Genomic DNA, 19,589 nt, shown 5'->3' with positions numbered 1-19,589 from the left:
GTTATTAACATAAGAAATTTACATTGCCAAATTAAATAGCTGGAAATTTGAAAAAAGTGAAAAAGATATTGAAAAATGAATGGTCATTCAGTTATGCTATAGATAGAAAATTGTTAAAGGAGAGTGTACTATGATTTCCACTTATGAAACAATTGAAATTGATATACAGAAAGAAACAGCCTATATATCCTTGAATCGGCCCAAATCTCTTAACGCCCTGAATTCTACTCTTATTAGAGAATTACTTGATGGACTTAAATCCATTTCAATTAATCCAAATGTTAAAATCGTAGTGCTTAAAGGAAATGGAAGCGCTTTTTCGTCAGGGGGCGATATAAAAGAAATGCTTCAGATGAGCGGAGAGGATCTGTTTAAATCATTTATGGACCACATCAATGACTTAGTGACCACCCTTTATGGCATGCCAAAAATTACTATTGCTGCGATAAGCGGGGCTGCAGCAGGGCTTGGTCTTAGCATTGCGCTTGCATGTGACCATATCGTAGCGGAAAAGGATAGTAAGATCGCAATGAACTTTATCGGAATTGGACTTGTACCTGACGGGGGAGGTCATTTTTTACTTGAGAGAAGGATCGGCCAGGAAAAAGCTAAAAAGCTTATTTGGGAAGGAAAAGTCCTTTCAGGAGAAGAGGCAATAAATCTAGAAATTATTGATTCGGTGACAGATGACATTCATAGCGAGTTGGGAGTACTGCTGAAGGTATGGAAAGCAAAACCTCTTCTTGCCATGATTAAAACAAAAAAAATCTATACAGAATTAAATCGTCCAAAGTTTTTAAAATCCCTTGAGCTTGAAAAGGCTGCACAATGGAAGATGAGGCAAACCAAGGATCATTCAGAAGGAATTCAGGCGTTTGTAGAAAAAAGAAAACCTGAGTTTCATGGTGAATAGAGAAAGAACATGGAAGGAGAACGGGTATGGCTATTTTTAAATTAACTGCATTTGAACCAGATGGAGAAAAAATTCTTGATGAGTCTTTTGAAGCGGCATCTGAACAGGAGGCGAAACAAAAAGGAGAAACGCTGCTTAAGGAAAAGGGGGCCTTTGAAAAAACCCATCGGTGCACATCGCCTGCAGGTAAATTAATCTTGTTTCATCGATAGACCAGCAATTCACATACAAAACAATAAACGCAGCGGTTCATATACCGGCTGCGTTTTCTCTTATTAGGATGGGACTATTTCCTCGTTTAATGACTATGATGGAACCTGCGCTTTGAAGCCCGCCGGTTCACCCCGTATCCAGCGGCTACAACAGTAATGGTCACCACTCCAGTTAGGAAGTAGGTGAAATAGCCTTGGTCAAGATTAATTAGATTAAGGAACTGCTCGTCCTTAAAAAGCATATTGGCTCCTGTCCATGCCAGGATTCCAGAGCCAATGTAAGCAATCCAGCTATACTTATTCATCAGCTGTACAATTAACTTTGAAAAGAAAATCATGATAGGAATGCTGAAGGTTACGCCTATTGCAATGAGTCCTATATGGCCGTTTGAAGCTCCGGCAAGAGCTACGACATTATCTAGGCTCATGATTGCGTCTGCAGCAATAATAGTGCAAATGGCTTTTAATAGGCTGGATTCTGATTTTACCTTTACATTTTCCTCTCCGCCCACTAGAACCTTGTACGAAATCCATAAAAGAAGGATTCCGCCAATAACATTTACATAAGGAATTTTCATCAGTTCAACAATCACAAGAGCAAGGAGAATTCGAATAACAACGGCTCCAATTGTTCCAAATAAAATTCCTTTATTTTGTTGTTTGTCTGGCAGATTACGAGTAGCCATCGCAATCACAACAGCATTGTCTCCTGATAGGACGATATCAATTGCAATTATTTTTATGATTAACAGCATGGAAGCTGCAGAAAATTGAATATCATGGATCAAGAAATATACTCCTCTCTATTGCAGTCATATATCTATTCAATTTATCTTAACATAAAGAATTAACGATAGAAAAAATTTAATAGGATTTCTGAATAGAGTAAAAAATGGATCTTTTTTAGGGATGATTCGTATAACATAGAAGAGCAACAAAAGAAATTATTATAGAGAAGGAACCAGGGGGGAGTAGTTTGGTTTTAAAGCTGGAGAATGTAACAAAAAGGTTTAATGATTTTACCGCTGTTGATCAGCTGTCGCTAACCATACCAGAAAATGAAATGTTCGGATTTTTAGGTGCCAATGGAGCAGGAAAAACGACCACCTTTCGCATGATACTTGGGCTTTTGGAGCCTAATGAAGGGAGCGTTACATGGAATGGCAGCAAAATTGATTATTCGGCAAGTCCATATATCGGTTATTTGCCGGAAGAGCGGGGACTTTATCCGAAGCAGAAGGTGAAGGACCAACTAGTGTACCTGGCCAGACTTCGCGGAATGGAGAAGCAGGCTGCTGAAAAAGAGCTGTCAAAGTGGCTGGAAAAGTTTCATGTACCTGAGTATTCCGAAAAAAAATTAGATGAATTATCCAAAGGGAACCAACAAAAAATTCAATTTATTGCTGCTGTTTTGCATAGACCGCGGCTGCTTATTTTAGATGAACCTTTTAGTGGATTGGATCCCGTAAATGTTGAACTTTTAAAAAGTGCAGTTTGGGACTTGAAACACTCAGGTACAACCATTGTATTTTCAAGCCATAGAATGGAGCACGTGGAAGAGCTCTGTGAAAATCTTTGTATTATGCACCATGGCAGGCCGGTCGTTTACGGAAGGCTGAGGGATATTAAGAAATCCTTTGGCAAAAAAAGTATTTCAATCCATGCAGATTTTGACTTGGGCTTTTTAAAGAATTTAGAGGGGATAACAGCGTGCAAACTAACAGCACAGGGAGCAGTACTACAGTTAGAAAAGGAAGAACTCGCCCAAACAGTCTTGATAAAGTTATGTGAAAAAGGGTTCGTTCGTAAGTTTGAGCTGGAAGAACCCTCTTTAAATGATATCTTTATAGAAAAGGTGGGGGACCAGCATGGATAAGTTCTTTTTAATTCTGTCTTACACATATACGACAAAATTGAAGACAAAAGCCTTCATCATTACCACCATAATCATGATTGCATGTGTTACTCTAATGGGGAATATGAGCAGAATTATGGATATGTTTAAGGGGAATGATGTTAAAAAAATTGCCATTATTGATCAAAGTCATATACTTTTCCAGGTCTATGCCCTTCAGTTAAAGAAGATAAATAAGGACATAGAGCCTGTTCAGGTAAATAGTTCAGAAAAGCAGCTGCAAAAGGACGTCTTTAAAGGCAAATATGACGGATATCTTGTTCTATCTTTAAATGAGGGGCTGCCTTCCGCGATATATAAAGCACCGACACTTACGGATACTGATTTTTCAAATTATCTTGAGCAGGCACTTCAAATTGTTAAGGGAGGCGTTGCGGCAGCCAAACTGAATCTCTCGCCGCAACAGTTATCTTTACTGAGCGATCCGGTAAGCTTTAAACAGATGACTCTCGGGAAGAACGGAAAAACATCAGCACAGCTGGCAGAGGCAAGAGGGCTTGTGTATGTCCTGCTGTTTGCCATTTATTTTGCTGTATTGTCCTATGCCAATATGGTCGGTACAGAAATAGCAAAAGAAAAAGCGACGAGGGTAATGGAAATTTTGATATCCAGCGCAGCCCCAGTTCAGCAAATGTTTGCAAAAATTGCAGGGATAGCTTTACTGGGACTGACCCAAATGGCTGTTTTGCTGGGGATCGGCTACCTTGTGTTAAAGCAAAATATGAATACTATGCAGGGATCATTTTTCTCAGTGTTTGGATTTGGAAATACATCTCCGGCAACGATTTTGTATGCCATTATCTTTTTCTTGCTCGGATACTTATTGTATGCTACATTAGCTGCTTTTTTAGGCTCTTTAGTCAGCAGAATAGAAGATGTACAGCAAGTAATGCTGCCTATGACATTTTTGGTTATGATCGGATTCTTTATCGCCATGTCAGGACTGGGAAACCCTGAAGCTGGTTTTGTGACTGTTACATCCTATATCCCATTTTTTACACCGATGATTATGTTCATGAGAATGGGTATGCTTGACCTGCCAATTTGGCAAGGACTTATAGGAATCCTGATTTTAGTTGTTTCTATCCTGATTTTTGCTTTAATTGGAGCAAAAATATATCGCGGCGGTGTCCTAATGTATGGAAAAAACACCTATTTAAAAAATATTAAAAAAGCGCTGCAGCTATCCAAAAGCAAATGAGACAAAGAAAAGCGGATAGCGCCGTTAATCGGCGACCAGCATAAGACGATCCGGCCAGAAGGTTTGCTCTTTAACCTTTTGGCCGGAGTGGCTTATGACCTCGAGCCGATGGCGCAAGGAGCTGGACAAAGAAAAGCGGATTGCGCCGTTAATCGGCGACCCATAGGGGATCGCATATAGGATGGAAGCTATCATGTCAGTATTAAGAGACTTTAAGAACTTTTCTTTGTTCTTTAAAGTCTTTTTTTAGGATGGTTACCTTGAAAAAACAAACATTCTCTGGTAATAATCATTGTATTATTGTTATGTCGAGCACACATTTTCATGCGCCATAGTTCGAATGTGATTATCATGATGCTCTCTGTTAAAGAAGAATGTTGATTGGAACAGATACGCAAGGCTCCTGCTTAGAAAAGCGTGTTAGGAGAGAACTCCGCAGAAGCATGCGGCGAGGAGGCTCCCCTACCGCCTGCGGAAAGCGAGTGTCTGCAACAGAAATCAACAGGCAAGATTAATAGAGCCTTAATAAAAGTATAAAATTAGGGTGAAAGACAGGGATTTTCAATTATTGAGAAGGGCATCCATTTACCAAAACTCTATTTTATAGTATCCTTATCCACAGACGTTTTAGACTTATTTTAATTCGTAGCTTACTAGTACGAATCTGTCAGAATCAATGAAATACACTTCGCTATACTATTTAAGAGATAATGTAAATGTTTAGTGAATGGAAGTAGAGGGAGAGAACAACCTTGTTAAATCAATCCTTTTTACAAATGAATACAATTTTTATTAGTATTATTATTGAAGCACTGCCGTTTATTGTATTAGGTGTATTCATAGCAGCATTTATCCAAATGTTTATTACAGAAGAAATGATAGCAAAAATTATGCCAAAGAACCGATTTTTATCGATAGCAATAGGGACAGGCATCGGTTCATTGTTCCCTGCTTGTGAATGCGGGATTGTCCCCATTACACAAAGGCTTGTAAAGAAAAACGTTCCTCTTTATTCCGCAATGGCATTTATGTTGACGGGCCCCATCATTAATCCAGTAGTTATATTCTCTACGTTTATTGCTTTTGGTGATAGCTGGAAAATGGCGTTATACCGCAGTGCCCTGGCAATTGCGGTGGCAGTTGTCGTTTCAATTATTATTTCCTATGTATTTACGGAAAACCAATTAAGAGAATATATTGAAAAGAAAGTGAGCGGACTTACCCACTCACATGATCATTCCCATCATGACCATTCCAATATGAAATTCTCTGAGAAGCTAAAAGATATGGTTAATCATGCGATTGACGAATTCTTTTCTGTAGGTAAGTTTCTTGTCTTCGGAGCATTGATTTCATCAGCAATGCAAACCTTCATTAAGACAAGCACACTTCTTTCTTTAGGCCACACAAAGGCTACCGCTATTTTAGTCATGATGCTTTTAGCCTTTATTTTATCCATCTGTTCCGAAGCGGATGCCTTTATTGCGTCTTCTTTCAGCGGAATGTTTGGTACAGGCCCTATCATTGCTTTTCTGGTTTTTGGAGCAATGGTTGATATAAAAAATCTGTTTATGATGCTGGATGTATTTAAAAGAAAATTTGTCCTTGCTCTTATTGGGTTAATCTTTGTTTCGGTATTTATAGGCTCTTTGTTTTTATCAAGCTTTATTAATTAACAGATTAGACGCTCTATTAAATTTCGAAATTGATAACTGCTTGTTTTTTAACAGAGCCAATCGTTTAGTAGAGTGGAGGCCAACATTATCACTCTCAATGTTTATTGGAGGTGGACATTCTGATACGCTTTATCATTTTATTTGGATTTACGTACTTTTTTCTTCAACTGCATGTTTCTGGGAATATCAGTAAATATATTAATATGAAATATTCATATCTGTCCTTTTCTATGATCTTTGTAATGGGATTTCTATCCATCTATCAATTGGTCAAATGGGTAAAGGAAGGCGACGAGAAGGAAAAGGAAAGAGAAATTAAAAAGCAGTTAAAAAAGCAAAAGAAACTGGAAAAGAAGCAGGGGAAAGTACAGCCGCCTGTTGAAAAAGATGATTTATTCCACAACAGCCAAAAGGCTCATATTCAAGATGTGCATCACAGTCACGATCATCATCACACACACGAGCACGATCATGAGCACCACCACCACGATCATGGACATAGTCACAACGGTCATCATAGCCATGATCACTCGCATGAAGAAAACACTTGGTACAAAAAGGTTTTTGTATACGGACTGCTTCTCATTCCGTTGATTACAGGCTTGTTTTTGCCTGTCGCCACACTAAATTCGACGATTGTAAAAGCAAAGGGTTTTCACTTTGCAGCCATAGAGGATGATGATCCATACTCTAATCATCAGGTTTTACGCCCGAATTCCAGTCTTTATTATGGAAAAGATGAGTATTCATCCATGGAGCAATCAGACCTGAAAACCTATGGGTCTAAGCAGCATGTAACGCTAAATGATGGGAACTATTTCAGAGCCTTAGAAAGTATTTATAATTATCCTGGAAACTATGAAAATAAAACGATTACGCTAAAAGGATTCGTCTATCGTGCCGGTGATTTAAGTAATAATCAGCTTTATCTCCTGCGCTTTGGTATCATTCACTGTATTGCAGATGCAGGAGTATACGGCATGATGGTTGATTTTCCGAAAGATATGAAAGCAGAAAAGGAAAATACCTGGCTGCAAGTAACCGGAACACTAAGTACCATCTACAATCATCAATTCCAGGGAACCATTCCTTATTTACAGGTGACAAGCTGGAAAGTAATTCAGCAGCCGTCTGATCCGTATGTATATCGAAAATATAATTAAATTGAGTGGTAAGAGCCGTATCCATTTCGGCTCTTATTTTTCTATAATAAGAATAGAATCAGCTCCCTTTTTCCATGCTGATTCTATTGCAAAACCATGATGTTTAATGTTTAGAAAACAAGAATGTTCGTTTATAATAATAAGGGAACGTATATTCGAGAAATAGGAGTGGTCCAAGTGAAACAAATTCGTTTTATTCATGCAGCCGACCTCCATTTGGACAGCCCCTATGCAGGTTTAAGGAAGCTGCCTAAAGGCATTTTTAAAAGAGTCCAGGAAAGTACTTTTTCTTCTATGGAAAAAATGGTTGAGTTTGCAATAAGGACAAGAGTTGATTTTATGCTTCTGGTCGGTGATTTATTCGATGGGGAAGACAGAAGTATAAAAGCACAGGCAAGACTTAGAAAACAAATGGAAAAACTTCTTGAACATAATATAGAGATCTTCGTTTTGCATGGAAACCATGATCATTTATCAGGATCCTGGACGACTATTCATATGCCTGAGAATGTGCACACCTTCTCCGCTGAGGCCGAAAAGCTTGAATACAAGGCAAAAGACGGCACCAAGGTTAACTTATATGGTTTCAGTTATCCCACAAGACATGTCCTGGAAAAAGTGATCGATACGTATCCGCAAGCAGAAGGGGCAGATTTTCACATTGGCCTGTTACACGGACAGCTTGAAGGAGGAAACACTGATCACCAGCCATATGCTCCTTTTACTGTTCCTGACCTTCTTGAAAAAGGCATGGATTATTGGGCGCTTGGGCATATACATAAGCATCAAATCCTGCATGAAGATCCTTATATTGTCTATCCGGGAAATATACAGGGGCGCAACCGAAAAGAGTCCGGTCCCAAGGGCTGTACCATGGTTACCCTAACAGACGAAACTGCTTCGCTTCAGTTTGTTGAGACTTCAGATATTGTATGGCATTCAGCAGAAATATATATACAGGGAATCAACGATTTCTCTGCACTATATTTGGAATGCAGAGAGCAGGTGGAAAAGGTAAGGAGGAAAGAACAGGGAACCCTTCTGAAAATTGTACTTCATGACGATGGGAGCCTGGACGAAGAGTCAGTACAAAAAATGAAAAACGGCGAGCTTTTGGATGTGCTGCAGGATGGAGAAGAAGAGGAAGATGCTTTTGTATGGGTGTATGATATTGAACGGAAAATGAATGATGTCTCTCACCAAAACCAGGAAGCATCTTTCCTAAAAGAAATTTCACGTACAGAAGAGCATCTGATAGAGCGCAATGCATTTGAAGCTGCTCTAGGAGAATTGTATTTACAAAGGTATGCAAGCAGATATTTGGAAGAAATATCGGAAGAGGAGCAAAAACAATTGCTTGAAGAGGCACATGAGCTGATTTCCTTTTATATTGCCAAGTCATAAAAACAAAGAACTGTGCAAAAAATGAAGAAAATTTCATTGAAAAGGAGGAAAGACATTTGAAGATCAAAGAAATACAAATATATGGATATGGGAAGATAGTAGAATTGAATGTTGTCAATATTCACTCCCTCCAGGTGATTTTCGGAAAAAATGAAGCGGGGAAATCGACTATGATGGCTTTCATTCATGCGATTTTCTTTGGTTTTCCTACCAAGCAAAGCTCTGATTTGCGGTACGAACCAAAGAGCCATTCAAATTACGGAGGAAAAATTCTACTGGAAACGGATTCGCATGGCCATATCATAATTGAAAGGATAAGAGGCAAGGCTGCTGGAGATGTTCTGGTCCAATTGGAGGATGGAGAAACAGGCGGGGAAGAATTATTAAAACAAATTCTTAATGGAATAGATAAGTCTGCTTATCAATCTATTTTTTCCTTTAATGTTCAAGGGCTTCAAAATGTTGGGAAAATAAAAGCAGAGGATTTGGGCAGATATCTGTTTGCAGCAGGGACTATGGGAACAGACAGAATGTTACAGGCAGAACAGCAGCTGCAAAAGCAGCTCGATCTTCTTTTTAAACCAAGTGGACGCAAACCTGAGATGAACCAGCTCTTGGAGGAATTAAAGGAAAAGGACCGTGAATTAAAAACGGCAAAATCCAAGAACCAGGATTACTCATTGCTGCTTTCGAAAAAGGCTGACCTTCAAGCTATGCTTTCCGCATTACAGGCAGAAAGCAAAAATTTGCAAAACAGACTCAATAAAACGGAAGCACTGATTAAGGAATGGCCTTTATTTAAAGAGATGGAGCAGTTTCAAAGTAAATTAGTGTCATTAGGGAATACCGAGCCTTTTCCGATTGATGGGCTATCAAGAATGGAAAAGCTCGAAGATAAATATAGGAATGCAAAGAGTGAGCTTTCCAATATAAACATGCGATTGTCCGAGCTGGATGCCCCCTTATTGAATACCAAACCCGACCCTTTAATAAAAGAGCATCAGGAGGAAATTGATCACTATTGTGAGAACTGGCAGCATGTCCTCCAATGGAAGGATGCCGCTGTTTCGTGGTCATTTGAGCTAGAAAAATGCAGAGATCAAATCCAGCAGCTAAAAAAAGAACTCCACTTCCAAGATGAAGAGATGTCCAGGTTGTCCAAGATAGATTTGGGAATTAGTATGAAAGAGAATCTGCGTCTGGCTGTAAGGGAGGATGTATCTTTGAATGCCTCTCGCAACGATTTGAATGCAAGACTGGCAAAAGAGGGAGCAGAGCTCTCTGAAATTGAAAAATTGTGTGACAAACTGGAAGCACAAATGCTTTCGGAAGAACAATTTCGCCGCATGGCAGAACAGCAGCAAAATCTCTCCAACCACAAAATGTGGAGTGATGAATACGAACGTATCCATGACAAGCTCAGCTTTCTTATGAAATTAGAAAAGGATAGTCCAAAAAATTCATCTATACCTTATATCATCCTATGTATTTTCTTTATGATTCTCTTGGGAACGGGGATTATGACCAGGCAAATGTTACTTGCAGGAGGTTCTTTGGCAGGCGTATTCATCTCCTTCCTGTATCTTATAGTCCTTAAAAAGAAGAGCGATAATGGAAACACTAGCAAAGACATTAAAGTGCTGAAGGACAAAGAACGGGCGCTGAAAGCAAAGCTTTCAACTATTCAAGATACAGCTGGTACCGAAGAATATGCAGCTCAAATAAGGCTTAGGGAAGAATGGAAGGAAAGAATTCTTCAGTTAGAAAAACAGCAGAATAAGTATACAGAAATAAAAGAAAACTGGAAGCAATTAATGCAAAAACAAGAGGAAAATGACCGTCTTCTTATGGGAATCAAGCAGAGTCTTTTCTTAAAGAGCGATTTTTCTTCAGAGCAGCTAATGGACGCTTTCAATCTTTTGGAAAAACTAATTCAAATGGTGAGAAAAGAAGATGAGATTCTCAAAAAAATTGACCATCTTAAAAGAAAAATAAAAGAGTGGGAAACGAAATTTGTGGAGGTTATGTCAACCATTAAGGCCGACCTGCAGCCAACTGAAGAGGGCGTTATTCAGCTGAAAACACTTATAAAGATAGAGAAGGAAAAGCAAGTAAATTATAGGGAGCTAAATTCCTTATGCAATGATCTTTCTATCCAGAAAACAAAATGGCAATCAGAGTATGATGCGAATGTCCAGTCCATCCAGGAATTGTTGCGTTCTGCCGAGGAAAAGGATATAGAAGGCTACAGAGAAAAGGGACAACGGGTCATTCAAGCGGCAAAACTGCGGGAGCATCTTTCAATCATAAAGGACAAACTGAAAAAAGAAGATATTCAGCTATTGGTGGAAGCCGGTTCATTGCAAAATTTAGAAGAAGAGCATGTTCTATTAGAGCAAAGCCTTAAGAAAACAACGAAAAATACGGAAGAGGCTCAAACAGAATTGGCAAGGTTGGCTTATGAGATCGACCGTATGGAGGAAGGGGGAACCTTTACCGATAAACTCCATGAATTCTACCAGCTTAAATCGGAATTCAACGAGAAGGCAAAGGAATGGGGCAGACTCGCTCTATCAAAGAAAATCCTTTCTCAAACGCTCAGCAGATTAAAGGAAGAACGTTTTCCAAAGGTGATTCAAGCAGCAGAAAAATATCTGCAGATTCTGACTGGAGCGAACTATGATCATATCATTCTTCAAAAGGATGGCAGCATTCTTATTGAAAGAACTGACCATGTCTTATTTGAGCCAGGAGAGCTAAGCCAGGCAACGGCGGAGCAATTGTACGTAGCCCTGCGTTTTGCTTTGATTCAAATCTTAAAAGATGACTGCCCTCTTCCCATTATTATTGATGATAGCTTTGTAAACTTTGATAAAGAAAGGACATTACAGGTAATTCAGCTTTTAGAGGAAATGAGCGAATCGGTACAAATCCTCTTTTTTACCTGTCATGAACACCTTTTAAAATTATTCTCAAAAACTGGGGTGATTAATATTTCAGAAACGATGCAAATCGCTAGATAAACCATTTTTCAGAGGATAAATATAAAATATATATAAAATATGCTCGCGGCCTCGCTGTGTATTCTTTGTATCAGTAGGAGACTGTGAAATCCTTACGCCGATGAGCAAGGCGCCTGCGCTTTTCATTGTCCAGCTCCAACGCCTATCGGCTAGAGGATTTCTACGTCTTCTCCCTGCGATAAGTCAACATCAGCTCGTGACCTCACTGTGTTTCCTTTATCTCAGTCGGAGACAGCGTAATCCTTACGCCGATGAGCAAGGCGCCTGCGCTTTTCTTTTCGTGCTGCAGTGGTTATATTTTCAATTGCCAACAAGAAAAACATATGTGATATACTCAAATTATTGAATAGATCGAGAATCATGATAACAAGAATCTTGAGAAGAATTCGGGGGAATCTTAATGTCAAAAGGACTATTAGAACATGAAGTAGGAGAACAAGCAGAGCTTTTCTTATTGGTGAAAAACAGTACAAAGGGAATTGCAAGCAATGGCAAACCTTTTTTAACTCTGATATTACAGGATAGGACTGGAGATATAGAAGCAAAACTATGGGATGTTTCTGATCAGGATGAACAAAACTATAAGGCAGAGACAATCGTAAAGGTATCCGGTGAACTGCATAATTACCGCGGCCGTTTGCAATTGAAAATCCGGCAGCTGAGGCCAGCATCGCCGCAGGATGGAATGAAGATATCTGATTTTCTTGAAACAGCACCAGTAAGCCAGGACGAAATGATGGGGAAAATTACACAATATATTTTTGATATGAAGAACCCTAATATTCAAAGAATTACCAGGCATCTGTTAAAAAAATATAGTCAAGAATTTCTGGTATATCCTGCAGCTACCAAAAACCATCATGAATTTGTATCGGGATTAGCCTATCACGTTATATCCATGCTTGACTTGGCAAAAGTTATTTCCGGATTATATCCTTCTTTAGACCGAGACCTCCTTTATTCAGGAGTAATCCTTCATGACCTTGGAAAAGTGACTGAGCTCTCAGGGCCTATATCTACCGCTTATACAACAGAAGGAAACCTTCTTGGACATATTACCATCATGGTAAATGAAATTGGAAAAGCAGCAGAAGAGCTTGGCATTAAAGGGGAAGAAGTCGTTGTCCTGCAGCACCTCGTTCTAAGCCACCATGGTAAAATGGAATGGGGAAGCGCAAAGCCTCCAATGATTAAAGAAGCGGAAATTCTTCATTATATTGATAATCTGGATGCAAAAATGAATATGATGGACCGCGCTTTGCGCCATGTAAAACCAGGAGAGTTTACAGAAAGAGTGTTTGCTCTCGACAACCGGTCATTTTACAAACCTACTTTCCATCAATAAAGATGAATACCTCTATAATAGAGGTATTTTTTTTTGTAAGAAGCATACAATGTAGCAATAGGACAAACTGGGAAAAGGGGGAGACCGAAGATGGATTTGCCAATCTGGATATATTTTGTTGTTGCAGGTGTCCTTATTAGTGCATTTATGGCCATAAAGACATCGAAGGAAGATAGGGATCATGAAATGGAATGGATTGAGAAAGAAGGAGAAGTTTACATGAACCGGCTCGAGGAAGAGAAGGAACGCCGTAAACAAGTAACAGAAGCAGGATGATTTACAAGTCGAAGGTCTGCACCTATATTTATGAGGCCCCGTTAAATTTCTAGATTAATAATTGCTCGTTTTTCAGTTCGTTGAAAACAACAGAGTCCTTAAAATCCTAAAAGAAAGAACAAGGCCGGATAGCCTTGTTCTTTTTTGATTTATTGTCCTGAACCTGGAGTAGAAGTAGGAGCTGGCTGGGATAGAGAGTCAAAGGTGCTCTTTAAATCTTTATCCTCAATTTTAACACCAGCATCTTTTAATTCATTCTTCATGGCATTTTGAATATCCGTTTGAGTCACTTTGGAATCTTTTACTTCCTGAGTAATTTCATCCTTCATTTTGTTAAATGGCTCTTTGGTTTTTTCGCCTGTCAGTTTAATAATGTGCCAGCCATACTGAGACTTCACAGGATTACTGATTTGTCCAACCTTCAGCTTATAAGCTGCTGCTTCAAAGGCAGGGTCCATTTTTCCAGTTCCAAACCAGCCTACATCGCCGCCCTGATTTTTAGAACCGGTATCTTGAGAATATTTCTTGGCTAAAGTAGCAAAATCTGCTCCCTTATCAAGCTGAGCTTTAATGCTTTCAGCTGTTTTTTCATCACTAACCAGAATGTGGCTTGCTCTAATTTCCGGCTTAATGTTGTTGTAATAATCTTTAAGTTCTTTGTCTGTTACTTTTATGTTTTGTGTAGCTGCTTTTTCCTGAAGAAGGCTTAGCTTAATGCTATTACGGAAATCATTTTCGTCCTTGTATCCGTATTGAGCAAGGGCCTGGTCAAATTGGTCCCCCAATTGCTGTTTAGCTTGATTTACTTGCTTATCTATTTCGCTTTTAGAAACAGAATACTTTTTAGACAAAACTTTTTCATAAACTAACTGCTGAAGAACTTGCTGACCGTATTTATCTTTCATAGCAGTGTATAGTTCGTCTTTAGTAATGTTGCCAGCAGAAGTTTTGACAACAGCTGAATTGTCAGCTGCACTATTTCCACAGGCTGCCAGTCCAATCATACTTGCTGCAAGTGAAAGGGATAATACCCATTTCTTCATGTTTAAAACAACTCCCTATTAATTATTTCTTCCAGAAAAATCTACAAACCCTACTATACCATAAACCTAAACAGAAGAGAAATAGTATATTGGAATTCTAATGGAATTCTTCCTAGCTGGTTAAAGGGGAAATTCCAGATGATCATCAAGAAGACAAGCCAACGCCTTTATGCTGTTTTTCATATCTTGACTAGAAACCATAAGATTATGCACAGCTATTCAACAACAGATAATACGAAACGAATCTTAAAAAATAATGAATGAAAAAATAGGCATTTTCTTTAGGCAATTTGCTTAATGCTACATAAGATACATTATAGAAAATAAAAAGGCATTCAAAACAAGGGTTAGCTGCTTATAATTTGGTTTTTTCGCAGTTGATTTTCCTTATTAGCCAGAAAGCAGAAAATGGATGTGAATGCCTAAAAAAGTGGAAAATAATCTATTCAGGAGGTGTGTGCAGATGGGTGGAGCATACGGTGGAGGATTTGCATTGCTGGTGGTATTGTTCATTTTATTAATCATTATCGGGGCAGCTTGGATCTGTTAAAACCCCCGTTTAAGTATTTCAAGTCATAATAAATTGATGTGGAAATTTAACAGTCAGCTTTAACTGATTCTATAAAAAAAATGTCGGGTTCACCAGAACCCGACATTTTATTATTAGAATCTGTTTAATTATTGTGTTGATAGCTGCTCTTTTTTAGCTCGCATTTCAGCAAGAACGAAAATCAACCAATTGTTTAAACAAAGCCTATTATAAATGATACAAATAATAACAAGCCCTCCATTAAGAGGGAATTATGAATCCCGTTATGTAAAAAGGATTCCTACATAAGATGAAACCAAAAGAATTGTTATGAGAATATTGATCATCCTGAATATTTGAGGCTGTCTCTCTTCTGGTATTTCCTTTTGAACGCATAGTGAATTTGTCATTTTATTTATAAGGTAAACAATTATGACTGCAAAAAGTATGAAAGCGGAGACCATACTAAAAACCCCTCCTATTATCTCCTATATCTATAAAGATAACATAAAAATAGTCCAAAAAGATAGACTTATTCCTCATTTGAAGATGATCAATGCATGCGCTTACTAGGAAAATAATGAATAGATGAATGACAAACGGCCTAATCTGCGAAATATGATGGAAGGCTGACAAATAATAAGAAGTAGTGCACTTTCCTTGCTAAAGGGCGTATAATCATACTATAGTGAAATTCTCACAATTTAACAGCTTTTGATAAGTATGTTATTTTCAAATATAGACTTTGACACAGCTCAATGTTGATGTGGATGCTAATTAGACTAGAGCGTAGAATACGCGAGACTCTTGTGGGAAAAGCGCTAAAGGCTCACATGAACCTCGCGCTAAAAAGCGAAAGTCTGAAGTGGAAATCAAAAGACAAAATGAGGAGAGTTTTAATATAAAAGATTGCCTTTTCTATAAAGGAATTTGATATGTTAAAGACGAATGATACTTATGAAAAGGCACCGGAGAAGTTTTATATTGACTTTGCCTCAATTATCATTGAGGTGACAAGCAGGCACTTGGAGTGGAAATCCACAGGCATGATGAACACGGTCCGGTAAAAAAAGAAAAAGCCAAAGGGGAATATACATAGTGGAAGTAAGGGGAAACACAACAGAATTGCTTGAGCAAAAAATAGCCAGTCTTAAGTTTCACCAAAGACTTTTAATGAAGATGGTAAAAAAAGAAGGGAATGAATTTTTTACCCTAGTAATTGAAGAGAAGCTATCTGAAATGGAAGTTCAAGACTTTTATAAACTTTGTGAAACACTGAGCAAAGAATACAAAGAACAAAAAGCGGATAAATTCGTCTTTTTCTTCCCGCTTTTTAAAAAATTTATTGAAGAGCTGAATCCGAAATTAGACGCAAAAGAAACCATTATTGCCTGCCTGAAACAGAAGCTTTATCCGGAGCTCATGGAGGTTTTGGAGAAAAATCTCTAGCTCTTGGCAAAGTCTTCATTCTTATAACCTATCTTTTTAATTTTTCCCTCATCTTCGAAAAATTCTGACCCAATATTATGGAATGACCTTTCAAATATTTCCATAAAATCCTCTCCGTATATATTTCGGACAATAGCCATCAATTCAATGATATCAGGGAATTTCCCATAAATCTTACGAAGTGGAAGTGCCCCTTGGAACACGGAATTGTCTTCAGGATTAAATTTTTCTATGGATTCGAGTAAAATGTTTTCACCTTTTTCCGTAAGCTGAATATAGGTGTTGCGTTTATCGTTCTCTCTTTTTGAGAACTCTAGCAATCCCCGTTCTTCTAATTTTTTTGAGAAATTAAATGCAGTAGATACATGCATGACTCCGAATTTTGCAACGTCTGATATAGACGCCCCTTTTAAATGATAAGAAATCCATAAAATGTGATGCTCGTTTATATTTAGGTCATAAGGCTTAATCCATTGCTGCCAATCTTTTTCAATTGTTTTCCATAAAGCCTTTCCAAGCTGTGCCATTCTTTGGCTGAAAAGCAGTGCTTCTATGAGCGTGGCTTGTCCTTCTTTCATTCTTTCACCTTCTTTTTCTCTTTTTTATTATTATGCCAATAAAATAAAGATTAATAAAGATAAAAATTAACAAAATTTTTAGAACGTATTGTCAGGAAATAATCTGCTTATGGAATTGTTTAATTGTAAAGGTTGAATGGGCTTACAATTTGATTTCGAAAATGGAAGGGAAAAGGCAACCTTGCTTTTTACTTAATTATCTTTAAATAAGGTCTGACAAAGAGTATATGAAAAATGATTGTCAGACCTGAAAAGATTCTTGATATTATCTTTTAAAACTATTCCTCTTTTATTATTTCATTTTCCTGAAGCTTTTGCTCTAGTTCTTCAATGGTGGATTGAATCTCTGAGATATCCCTGTGTAAGTGTTGTTTATTGGGTTCTATGGATTCTTGCCAATCGTTTAGATTTACTTTAATGTCTGAAAGCAGATCTTTAACGATTACTTTACCTTCTTCCGTTAAAGCAGTAATAGACTTCTTTAAATCTTTTAGATTTTCCGAGATATCCTTCGTCATCTGTACCCATTCCTGTGTAGTGGCTTTAGCCTGTTTACGCAAATGCTTACCGGAAATGGGAGTAGTCAGAAGGGTTGTAAGTGCTCCTACAGTACCTCCAATCAAGATTCCATATGTAAATTGCCTTTTATTCATGTTTTTCACCTCGATAGCTAAGTTTCTCTATTTAATTCTTCTACAAAATGTTTCAAATTCCTTCCGGATACTTTTACCCCATTTAATCATGTCAACACTTTTTCAGGCATAGTTTTTAAAACAAGGATTGTTGTTCGAGGATGAAAAAGTGGCGTGAGGAGGAGAGAGGTATGGGCAGTATTATCGTTTTAATGTTTTTATTAAGTTTTTTTTTCCTGTTGGGTTTTTTAAAAAGTGTTCTTGCATTCCAGCGTCCAGGAATATATCCTTCAAAAAATGTTTTAAAGCAGAGACTTACCCTTTTTGGGAGCGGAAGTGCAATTTGTTTAGGACTCGCCATTATTCTTGTGCTGCTTTTTTAGATATTTCCATGGGAAGTAAATAAATCTACATGTTGAAATGAAATATAAAAAGACGCGTCAGACTAAGAAAGGTCTTTACGCGTCTTTATTTAAGGATAAAAATATGAAGCTATTAAAACATTATTTAACTCATGTAGTCTCTGTCACTAGTTTTGTGCAAGACTTGTTCGTTTAAATATTGACGAGACGATTGGATAAATGATGAACATGGTAACAGCATTTATAACTGTTGCAGGCAGCACAACCGTAGCAAACAATGTAACAAATGGACCTGGCAAACCTACGATGTAATACGCAGAACCCAAGAATGCTGATCCTGATACAAGGGTGCCTACTGCAGTCAGCAAAGCGATTTTTATTACTGATGTTGAACGGGGAGCAATTGCTAAGTACAATCCGTAAAAAACAAAAGCTGTAATCAATTTATCAATAATATTTGGCACTAAGCCTCCCGGGAAGCTGGTTGTAAGACCGGAAATAATGCCGGCTACAGCGCCAAGCAGAAACACATTTTTCTTATCTGTAAAAAAGATAATTCCCAAAAAGAGCATTGTTAGCATCATATCAGGCTTAATGCTATAAAATATCGGGGGCACAATCACGTGAAGCACAGTACCTATGCCAACCAGTAAAGCCATCCCAACCAGTGTTTTTGTATTCATTTTTAATCTCTCCTCTTCTCTTCTTCCTCAGCTGCTTTCCTGCTGTGCACTCATTGCCAACAGCGAAAGATGCACTCATTATATCATATAACAATATGAAATTGAATTGGAAACTCCCAATTAAAGATGAAAAATCCTGCCATTTTATGCAGGATTTTTAGATGCTTTAGTGAATATGATTGGAGATTGAATCTGCAATTTGTTTAAGATCTTCTGAGTTATACTGGTCCTGGTGACTTTTCCATACCGCCCCAAAACCATCTCCTTTTCCATATCTCGGAATAAGATGAAGATGGAAATGAAAAACGGATTGTCCGGCAAACTCACCATTATTATTGAGAGTGTTTAACCCAATTGGATTAAATTCCTCTTTAATAGCATTAGCGATAGCAGGAACTGCTTCATAAAAATTTCTTGCTATTTCTGGCGTAATTTCAAAAATATTCTCTTTATGTATCTTTGGTATGACAAGTGTATGTCCTTTTGTAACCTGGCTTAAGTCCAAGAAAGCAAGGACATGTTCATTTTCATAAACCTTTGAGCAGGGAAGCTCTCCATTTACAATTTTGCAAAAAATACAATCAGACATCGGTCATGCCGCCTTTCCTCTTGTTTAGTGCGAATTGGGCTGCCAATGAGAGTATTGGCTTATTAAGAATGATATTATTATACCTTATTCGGTTCGTGCTGGAAAAGGCTCAAACGAAATTTCAACTTCATAACAAAAAGGGACGGGATCACGTAAGTATCCCGTCCCGGTGAAGGGGGTTATAAAAGGGTTTTTACATCGACTTCTTTACCTTTGATAAACACCTCATTTTCATAAGTGTGTATATATCAATGGAATAAATGATCTTTGTTCAAAGCTACCATCCCCTAATTGTTTTAAAGTACCTTACAGTGACGTTTAAAACAGCAGATGATCTTCGATAAACACCTCATTTGATGTGTTTTTGTCCAGAATCATTTCAGTCAAGTGACTTGCCCAAACGCTTTTATTACGGATATAGGTCTTTAACAACCACCCCGATATGCGGTTTTTGTAACCCCTTCGAATATTATGATGCACCAATAATCTTGATTTATACATCAAGAAAAATAAAAAACAACTTTGGAAAATGTTTTGATTAAGCACAATGCGTAAGTGACACGAAATAACCAAAGCAGGAAGATATTTTGCGTAAG

General features: G+C 37.9%; 21 protein-coding genes. 14 read left to right on the top strand and 7 right to left on the bottom strand.

Annotated features, from left to right (window positions below; all coding sequences use genetic code 11):
- Window positions 1-130: 130 nt before the first annotated feature.
- The gene (locus A5N88_RS10940) at window positions 131-913 is read left to right on the top strand and encodes an enoyl-CoA hydratase (RefSeq protein WP_066265820.1); all 783 of its coding nucleotides are present in this window, start codon (window positions 131-133) and stop codon (window positions 911-913) included.
- Between the two features lie 26 nt (window positions 914-939).
- Window positions 940-1,125 (top strand): YhzD family protein, encoded by a 186-nt coding sequence (locus A5N88_RS10935; RefSeq protein ID WP_066265814.1) that lies wholly within the window; start codon window positions 940-942, stop codon window positions 1,123-1,125.
- A gap of 86 nt (window positions 1,126-1,211) precedes the next feature.
- Here A5N88_RS10935 and A5N88_RS10930 read toward each other — a convergent pair whose 3' ends face one another.
- Window positions 1,212-1,880, bottom strand: a complete 669-nt coding sequence (locus A5N88_RS10930; RefSeq protein ID WP_066270448.1) for a TerC family protein — start codon at window positions 1,878-1,880, stop codon at window positions 1,212-1,214.
- 221 nt (window positions 1,881-2,101) lie between these two features.
- Between A5N88_RS10930 and A5N88_RS10925 the strand changes: the two genes are divergently transcribed.
- The 8 genes from A5N88_RS10925 to A5N88_RS10890 all read left to right on the top strand — a co-directional run bounded on the left by A5N88_RS10925 (window position 2,102) and on the right by A5N88_RS10890 (window position 13,128).
- Window positions 2,102-3,001 carry an ABC transporter ATP-binding protein gene (locus tag A5N88_RS10925; RefSeq protein WP_066265812.1) on the top strand — a complete coding sequence of 300 codons (900 nt, stop codon included), beginning with the start codon at window positions 2,102-2,104 and terminating at the stop codon, window positions 2,999-3,001.
- A complete protein-coding gene (locus tag A5N88_RS10920) occupies window positions 2,994-4,241 on the top strand; it encodes an ABC transporter permease (protein ID WP_066265810.1) in 1,248 nt (415 codons plus the stop codon). The genes A5N88_RS10925 and A5N88_RS10920 overlap by 8 nt, the downstream gene beginning before the upstream one ends.
- A 752-nt stretch (window positions 4,242-4,993) precedes the next feature.
- Window positions 4,994-5,917 carry a permease gene (locus tag A5N88_RS10915; protein WP_232317569.1) on the top strand — a complete coding sequence of 308 codons (924 nt, stop codon included), beginning with the start codon at window positions 4,994-4,996 and terminating at the stop codon, window positions 5,915-5,917.
- A gap of 119 nt (window positions 5,918-6,036) precedes the next feature.
- Window positions 6,037-7,080, top strand: coding sequence for a TIGR03943 family putative permease subunit (locus A5N88_RS10910; protein WP_198160348.1), 1,044 nt, complete (start codon window positions 6,037-6,039; stop codon window positions 7,078-7,080).
- 177 nt (window positions 7,081-7,257) lie between these two features.
- A complete protein-coding gene (locus A5N88_RS10905) occupies window positions 7,258-8,484 on the top strand; it encodes a metallophosphoesterase family protein (protein WP_066265806.1) in 1,227 nt (408 codons plus the stop codon).
- Window positions 8,485-8,540: 56 nt separating this feature from the next.
- A complete protein-coding gene (locus A5N88_RS10900; protein ID WP_066265804.1) occupies window positions 8,541-11,507 on the top strand; it encodes an ATP-binding protein in 2,967 nt (988 codons plus the stop codon).
- Window positions 11,508-11,907: 400 nt separating this feature from the next.
- Window positions 11,908-12,852 (top strand): 3'-5' exoribonuclease YhaM, encoded by a 945-nt coding sequence (yhaM, locus tag A5N88_RS10895; protein WP_066265799.1) that lies wholly within the window; start codon window positions 11,908-11,910, stop codon window positions 12,850-12,852.
- A gap of 90 nt (window positions 12,853-12,942) precedes the next feature.
- Window positions 12,943-13,128 (top strand): sporulation YhaL family protein, encoded by a 186-nt coding sequence (locus A5N88_RS10890; protein WP_066265796.1) that lies wholly within the window; start codon window positions 12,943-12,945, stop codon window positions 13,126-13,128.
- A 149-nt stretch (window positions 13,129-13,277) separates the two neighbouring features.
- Here A5N88_RS10890 and A5N88_RS10885 read toward each other — a convergent pair whose 3' ends face one another.
- Window positions 13,278-14,171, bottom strand: coding sequence for a peptidylprolyl isomerase (locus A5N88_RS10885; protein ID WP_066265793.1), 894 nt, complete (start codon window positions 14,169-14,171; stop codon window positions 13,278-13,280).
- Window positions 14,172-14,634: 463 nt separating this feature from the next.
- Between A5N88_RS10885 and A5N88_RS24325 the strand changes: the two genes are divergently transcribed.
- On the top strand, window positions 14,635-14,721 hold the full coding sequence (locus A5N88_RS24325) for a YjcZ family sporulation protein (protein ID WP_083953117.1): 87 nt from the start codon (window positions 14,635-14,637) through the stop codon (window positions 14,719-14,721).
- A gap of 263 nt (window positions 14,722-14,984) precedes the next feature.
- On the opposite strand, the gene A5N88_RS25835 is transcribed toward A5N88_RS24325, so the two are convergent.
- Window positions 14,985-15,164 (bottom strand): hypothetical protein, encoded by a 180-nt coding sequence (locus tag A5N88_RS25835; protein ID WP_066265790.1) that lies wholly within the window; start codon window positions 15,162-15,164, stop codon window positions 14,985-14,987.
- Between the two features lie 471 nt (window positions 15,165-15,635).
- On the opposite strand from A5N88_RS25835, the gene A5N88_RS26120 reads away from it, so the two are divergent.
- Both A5N88_RS26120 and A5N88_RS10875 read left to right on the top strand, forming a co-directional pair.
- A complete protein-coding gene (locus A5N88_RS26120) occupies window positions 15,636-15,767 on the top strand; it encodes a hypothetical protein (RefSeq protein WP_260525553.1) in 132 nt (43 codons plus the stop codon).
- A gap of 31 nt (window positions 15,768-15,798) precedes the next feature.
- Window positions 15,799-16,149 carry a DUF1878 family protein gene (locus tag A5N88_RS10875; RefSeq protein WP_083953116.1) on the top strand — a complete coding sequence of 117 codons (351 nt, stop codon included), beginning with the start codon at window positions 15,799-15,801 and terminating at the stop codon, window positions 16,147-16,149.
- On the opposite strand, the gene A5N88_RS10870 is transcribed toward A5N88_RS10875, so the two are convergent.
- Together A5N88_RS10870 and A5N88_RS10865 are read right to left on the bottom strand one after the other, a co-directional pair.
- Window positions 16,146-16,727 (bottom strand): HTH-type transcriptional regulator Hpr, encoded by a 582-nt coding sequence (locus A5N88_RS10870; RefSeq protein ID WP_066265788.1) that lies wholly within the window; start codon window positions 16,725-16,727, stop codon window positions 16,146-16,148. The genes A5N88_RS10875 and A5N88_RS10870 overlap by 4 nt on opposite strands.
- Before the next feature lie 278 nt (window positions 16,728-17,005).
- Window positions 17,006-17,380, bottom strand: coding sequence for a YtxH domain-containing protein (locus A5N88_RS10865; protein WP_066265786.1), 375 nt, complete (start codon window positions 17,378-17,380; stop codon window positions 17,006-17,008).
- A 140-nt stretch (window positions 17,381-17,520) separates the two neighbouring features.
- On the opposite strand from A5N88_RS10865, the gene yhzF reads away from it, so the two are divergent.
- On the top strand, window positions 17,521-17,742 hold the full coding sequence (gene yhzF, locus A5N88_RS26570) for a membrane protein YhzF (protein ID WP_496197089.1): 222 nt from the start codon (window positions 17,521-17,523) through the stop codon (window positions 17,740-17,742).
- Window positions 17,743-17,888: 146 nt separating this feature from the next.
- On the opposite strand, the gene A5N88_RS10855 is transcribed toward yhzF, so the two are convergent.
- Window positions 17,889-18,404 (bottom strand): tryptophan transporter, encoded by a 516-nt coding sequence (locus tag A5N88_RS10855; protein WP_066265783.1) that lies wholly within the window; start codon window positions 18,402-18,404, stop codon window positions 17,889-17,891.
- 166 nt (window positions 18,405-18,570) lie between these two features.
- Window positions 18,571-18,993 carry an HIT family protein gene (locus A5N88_RS10850; RefSeq protein ID WP_066265781.1) on the bottom strand — a complete coding sequence of 141 codons (423 nt, stop codon included), beginning with the start codon at window positions 18,991-18,993 and terminating at the stop codon, window positions 18,571-18,573.
- Window positions 18,994-19,589: the final 596 nt, after the last annotated feature.

This window comes from Heyndrickxia acidicola (assembly GCF_001636425.1).
Taxonomy (GTDB): domain Bacteria; phylum Bacillota; class Bacilli; order Bacillales; family Bacillaceae_C; genus Bacillus_AE; species Bacillus_AE acidicola.
This window is presented reverse-complemented; position numbering and strand designations above follow the sequence as displayed.